The organism is Mesorhizobium sp. M7A.F.Ca.CA.002.04.1.1 (assembly GCF_004022805.1).
Taxonomy (GTDB): domain Bacteria; phylum Pseudomonadota; class Alphaproteobacteria; order Rhizobiales; family Rhizobiaceae; genus Mesorhizobium; species Mesorhizobium ciceri.
Map to the genome: position 1 here is coordinate 1 of NZ_RZPL01000339.1, position 5,805 is coordinate 5,805.

The following is a 5,805-nucleotide window of genomic DNA, read 5'->3' on the forward strand; positions in this document are numbered from 1 at the left end:
GGCCATGCCGTGCCTGATGCCGGAAGATGCGGACCGCTTCGGTGCGACCTGGAAATGCGGCGGCGGCACCGTCTGCACGCCGCTGGCCACCGCTTCGGGCGTGCACACGAAACTGGCGCAATGCCTGCTGCCCAAGGACAGCGAAAAACTGTTTTCCGGCCATCCCTGCCTGACCGGCTCGATCGCCAGCAATGCGGCGCAGCCTTTCAACGACCGCTACAGCAAATCGGGCCAGTTCGCGGCCTTCGCGCCTGCCGCGTCGCGCACCGCCTACACCTGCCGTCCGCCGAAGATCGGCGTGCCGGGCGGCATCGCCTATCGCGGCTGCGACGACAAGGACCGTGCCTTCGCGGCCTTCAAAGCTGGCAAGCCGATGCCGAACGAGATTTGCGGGCTGGTCGGCGGCAAGAAATTCGACATCTGCGTGGCCACCAACAATTTCGACCAATGCCTTGGCGGCGCCGTCAATCGCGGCAACCGGCCGGCCTGTTCGGCCGATCATTTCTGCCGCGAGGACTATATGTGCCAATCGCTGCCGCCGGACACGCCGGGCATCGGCAAAGTGAAAGGCATCGGCTTCTGCTCGCCGACCTATTTCATCTTCCAGATGCGCATCGACAATCACGCGACACCGTGGGGCAGCCCTGTCCGCGCCACCATGGGAGCGGGGTTCGGGGCGGCGGAAGAGGAGTGAGTTGCCGGCGTCTCACAGCGGGATGTTGTCGTGCTTCTTCCAGGGGTTCTGCATGTCCTTGTTGCGCAGCATGCGGAGCGCCCGCGCAATACGGCGGCGGGTCGAGTGCGGCATGATCACCTCGTCGACATAACCGCGTTCGGCGGCGACGAAGGGCGACAGGAAGCGATCCTCGTATGCCTTTGTATGGGCTGCGATCTTTTCGGCATCACCGATGTCCTTGCGGTAGATGATCTCGACCGCGCCCCTCGCACCCATCACCGCGATCTGTGCCGTTGGCCAGGCATAGTTCATGTCGCCGCGCAGGTGTTTTGAGGCCATCACGTCATAGGCGCCGCCATAGGCTTTTCTGGTGATGACTGTGATCTTCGGCACGGTGGCCTCGGCATAGGCGAACAGCAGTTTCGCGCCATGCTTGATCAGCCCGCCATATTCCTGCGCTGTACCGGGCAGGAAGCCGGGGACATCGACGAAGGTGACGATCGGAATCGAAAAACAGTCGCAGAAGCGCACGAAGCGCGCCGCCTTGCGGCTGGCGTCCGAATCGAGCACGCCGGCCAGCACCATTGGCTGGTTGGCGACGAAGCCGACCGTGCGGCCCTCGACGCGCCCGAAGCCGGTGACGATGTTCTTGGCGAAATTCTGCTGGATCTCGAAGAAGTCGCCTTCGTCGGCGACCTTCAGGATCAGCTCCTTGATGTCGTAGGGCTTGTTGGCGTTGTCGGGAATCAGCCGGTCGAGCGACAAATCATGGTCGGTGACCGACTGGTAGCATTCGATCTCGGGAAGCTCCGATGTGTTGGAAGCCGGCAGCAGGTCGACCAGCCGGCGCATCTGCAGCAGCGCCTCGACGTCATTGTCATAGGCGCCGTCGGCGATCGAGGATTTCGTCGTGTGGACGGAAGCGCCGCCGAGACTCTCGGCGGTCACCGTTTCGTTGGTCACGGTCTTCACCACATCCGGTCCGGTGACGAACATGTAGGAGGTATCGCGCACCATGAAGATGAAGTCGGTCATGGCAGGCGAATAGACATCGCCGCCGGCGCATGGACCCATGATGACGGAAATCTGCGGGATGACGCCTGAGGCAAGCACGTTGCGCTGAAAGATCTCGGCATAGCCGCCGAGTGCTGCGACGCCTTCCTGGATGCGCGCGCCGCCGGCATCGTAGAGGCCGATGATCGGCGCCCGGTTGCGCAGCGCCATCTCCTGTACCTTGATGACCTTCTCGGCATGCGCTTCCGACAGCGAGCCGCCGAACACGGTGAAATCCTTGGCGAAGAGATAGACCGGGCGGCCGTTGACCGTGCCCCAGCCGGTGACGACGCCGTCGCCGGCGATCTTGGTCTTCTCCATGCCGAAGTCGGTCGAGCGGTGTTCGACATACATGTCGAATTCCTCGAAAGAGCCCTCGTCGAGAAACACCTCGATGCGTTCGCGCGCGGTGAGCTTGCCCTTCTTGTGCTGGGCATCGATGCGGGCCTGGCCACCACCCATGCGGGCGATCTCGCGGCGGCGCTCGAGTTCCTTCAGCACGTCCTTCATCGATTACCTCCCAAGCCAGCGGCATTTCGTGGTAATCGTGCCGGCAAGCGAGCGCAAGCGCCGCTTGCTCCGTGGATTTTGCTGCGCTGCAGCATGACGCCCCTTGCATTTGGTGGCGAACTGGGCCATATGCGGCGGCATAGGCGCTTGGGCCGGGACTTATCCGGCCTTCTCGACGAATGAGACTGGTTGCGTCTGTTTTCCCTCTTTCCGGTATATCGGCCCTTTTTCCGGTAAATCACAAAGCGGCGAAAAAGCCCCGTGGCATGATGCCTGCGGGCACGACAGCGCAGCCGAGTGGACGAACCCGTCCGCCCGCCTTGTCGTTTCATGAAAATTTGTTCGACGGCAGGTTGCGCCCTGCCGCCATCGATGTTTGCGGCCAGAAGCCGCGTGAAAGAAGATTATTTTGACCAACGAAAACACTTTGCCCGGTAGCAACACTGCGGAACTCACCGGTTTCGCGGCACTGGGTATTACGGGCGCGCTGCTCAAGGCCACCCACAACGCCGGCTTCACCGAGCCGAAGCCTATCCAGGCGCAGGCGATCCCGCCGCAGATGGAAGGCCGTGACATTTTCGGCATCGCCCAGACCGGCTCCGGCAAGACCGCGGCCTTCGCTCTGCCGATCCTGTCGAAGATCATCGCACTCGGCACCAAGCGCCGGCCGAAGACGGCGCGTGCGCTTATCCTGGCGCCGACGCGCGAACTCGCCGTGCAGATCGAGGACACGATCAAGATCCTCGCCAAGGGCGCGCATGTCTCGACCGCGCTCGTGCTTGGCGGCGTCTCGCGCTTCAGCCAGGTGAAGAAGGTTGCGCCCGGCGTCGATATCCTGATCGCAACGCCCGGCCGGTTGACCGACCTGGTGCGTGAGGGCGACCTCATGCTTGCCGACACCAAATGGCTGGTGCTCGACGAGGGCGACCGCATGCTCGACATGGGCTTCATCAACGACGTCAAGCGCATCGCCAAGGCGACCGCGCCCGATCGTCAGACGGTGCTGTTCTCGGCGACCATGCCCAATGAAATCGCCGAACTGGCCAAGGGCCTGCTGAAGAACCCGATCCGCGTCGAAGTCGCGCCGCAAAGCACGGCAGCGGCCGAGATCGTGCAAGGCGTCGTCTTTGCCCGCACCAAGCAGAAGCGCCAGGTGCTGTCGACGATGCTCGCCGATGAGGCGATGAAGTCCGTCATCATCTTCTCGCGCACCAAGCATGGTGCCGACAGGGTGACCAAGGACCTCGAGCGCGATGGCTTCAAGGCCGCCGTCATTCACGGCAACAAGTCGCAGAACGCCCGCCAGAAAGCGCTGAACGATTTCCGCGACGGCTCGGTGCGCATTCTGGTGGCGACCGACATCGCGGCGCGTGGCATCGACGTGCCCGGCATCAGCCATGTCGTGAATTTCGACCTGCCGGATGAAGCCGAGAGCTACGTCCACCGCATCGGCCGTACCGGCCGCAACGGCATGGACGGCATCGCGATCACGCTTTGCGATCCTTCCGAGAACAGCAAGCTGCGCCAGGTCGAGCGCATCATCCGCACCAAGCTGCCGATCGTTGCCGACCATCTCGGCAGCCCCGATCCGCTGCGCAATCCGGCTGAAAAGAACGAGCGTTTCGAGCCGGCCAATGACCGCAACGACCGCAATGGCCGTCGCGACGGCAGGCGGCCCGGTGGCGAGAACAAGGGCAACGGCTTTGGCAAGAAGCGCTTCGGCGACAAGCCGGCCTTCGCCGGCGAGCGCAAGCCGGACGGCGCCAAGCCGGCCTTCAAGGGCAACAACAAGCGCCGCTTCGGCGGTAAGCGTCCGGCTGCGCGGGCCGCGTAAGCCAGACCGCGCTGCAGTCAGTCAAGCTTCGGCTGGCTGATTGCCGAGACGAAACAAGAAAAGGGCGGCCGAAGCGATGCTTCGGTCGCCCTTTTTCGTCGCCTACTTCACCACCGCTTCGATCCAGACGGCGATCCTTTGCGCCAGAAACGCCGTGGTCGATGGCGACAGCGCGTCGCCGGCAATGACGTGATTGTCCGGGTCGCCAGTGTCGTCGACCGGAACCAGTTCATGCGGCGCGCCCCAGCGCCCGGCAATCTCGCGGCTGCGGTCGGCCCGCACCACTTTGTCCGAATCAGAAAAGATGAACAAAGCAGGGACGGTCGCCTTCTCCACCGGCGCGCCATAGGCAAGCTCGGTCAGCGCCTGCATCGGCAAGGTTGCTTCGATCGGATAGCGGGTGGTCCAGAATTTTTCATTCAGCGCGTTGCGCGGCACGAAGCTATGTTCCTTGCCGGCGACCAGCCTGGCGATTTGTTTGCCCCACGGCATGGTCAGGATCTCGGCGCCCGAAGTCTTGACGCCGAAGTTCGGGGAGATGAACGCAATCGCCGCCACCCCGTCCGACGCACCGGGCTGCGTTGCCGCCCAGACCGCCAGCGAGCCGCCGGTCGAAGTCGAGATGACGATCACCTTGTCGCCGATCGCCCGGCCGATGGCGAGCGCCTCCTCATAGTCGTTGATCCAGGCATTGATGCTGCCTTGCGTCATCGCCGCGCCATCCTGCCCATGACCGGTAAGCCGTGTGTAGAAGAGATTGGCGTCAAGCTGTTCCGCCACTTCGTCAGGCAGCGGGCGGACCTCGCCCTTCGATGCGGAAAAGCCGTGGATGTAGACGATCGATAGCGGGGTCCTGGCATGCACCAACGGATCGGCCCAGACGATCTCCTTCTCCAGCCCGTCTCGGATTCCGGGGATGGCGGCTTCCGCCTTTGCCACATAGGCCTGCGGATCGTCGCCGATGAGCGAGGGATCGAAACGGATCGTGGTGTCGACGCGAACGCGCGGGCCGAACACGAAGGCCAGTGCGAGAACGGCAATAAGGCCCAGCACAGCAAGCACGATCCGTCGCCCCATCGCAGACTCCACGCGGCACTTGTCTCAACCATGGCGACGGCGGCCCGAAAACGGGGAGCCTGCCAATTTCGCAGGCGTCCTATTCGATCGGCGGCTTGCGGTCGTAATGCAGAGGCCGCGCCTTCCAACTGGTCATCAGGCTGATAAACCCTCTGCACAGCGGCCTCGGCAGCAGGGCGAGCAGTTTCAGCGGCCAGCTTGTCCGGCGCGGGAAATGGACTTCGAAACCGCCCGACTTGATGCCTCGCGCCATGCGGCGCGATGCGCGGCTGACCGGCATCAGTCCCGGCATCGGCAGCATGTTCTTCTCGGTCAGCGGGGTGTCGATGAAGCCTGGGTTGAACACCTGGATACGCACGTTCATCTTGTCGAAATCATACTTCAGCGACTCGGCCAGGATGTTGATGGCCGCCTTGGTGCCGCCATAGGCGGCCGTTGTCGGCCAGCCGAAATAGGATGTCACGGAGCCGACCAGCACGACATGGCCGCGCGCCCGCACACGCATGCGTTCGACCGCAGGCACGAGGCCGTTGATGATGCCGAAATAATTGACCTCGAAGGACCGGCGAAAGTCGTTGACGACAAGATTCTCCCCCGGCGTCGAAATGTAATTCCCAGCATTGAAGATGGCGAGCACGATGGGACCGAGCTCCTT

The 5,805-nt window shown here is 63.2% G+C and carries 4 protein-coding genes and 1 pseudogene; 2 read left to right on the forward strand and 3 right to left on the reverse strand.

Annotation, left to right across the window (positions count from 1 at the left end):
• Positions 1-694: pseudogene (locus tag ENZ75_RS18230) on the forward strand (hypothetical protein); the annotation flags it as partial.
• 12 nt (positions 695-706) lie between these two features.
• Here the strand turns inward: ENZ75_RS18230 and ENZ75_RS18235 are convergent.
• Positions 707-2,239: an acyl-CoA carboxylase subunit beta gene (locus ENZ75_RS18235; protein ID WP_013531455.1), complete on the reverse strand. Its 1,533-nt coding sequence runs from the start codon at positions 2,237-2,239 to the stop codon at positions 707-709.
• A gap of 409 nt (positions 2,240-2,648) precedes the next feature.
• Between ENZ75_RS18235 and ENZ75_RS18240 the strand changes: the two genes are divergently transcribed.
• Positions 2,649-4,073, forward strand: coding sequence for a DEAD/DEAH box helicase (locus ENZ75_RS18240; RefSeq protein ID WP_024505079.1), 1,425 nt, complete (start codon positions 2,649-2,651; stop codon positions 4,071-4,073).
• Between the two features lie 102 nt (positions 4,074-4,175).
• On the opposite strand, the gene ENZ75_RS18245 is transcribed toward ENZ75_RS18240, so the two are convergent.
• Both ENZ75_RS18245 and ENZ75_RS18250 read right to left on the reverse strand, forming a co-directional pair.
• Positions 4,176-5,150 (reverse strand): alpha/beta fold hydrolase, encoded by a 975-nt coding sequence (locus ENZ75_RS18245; RefSeq protein WP_063168060.1) that lies wholly within the window; start codon positions 5,148-5,150, stop codon positions 4,176-4,178.
• 79 nt (positions 5,151-5,229) lie between these two features.
• On the reverse strand, positions 5,230-5,805 hold a 576-nt coding region (locus ENZ75_RS18250), incomplete at its 5' end, for an SDR family NAD(P)-dependent oxidoreductase (RefSeq protein WP_128278224.1).

Bases quoted from the DNA above. Each gene is read 5' to 3' on its own strand.
- ENZ75_RS18235 (WP_013531455.1), bottom strand. From the start codon at position 2,239: ATGAAGGACGTGCTGAAGGAACTCGAGCGCCGCCGCGAGATCGCCCGC.
- ENZ75_RS18245 (WP_063168060.1), bottom strand. From the start codon at position 5,150: ATGGGGCGACGGATCGTGCTTGCTGTGCTGGGCCTTATTGCCGTTCTC.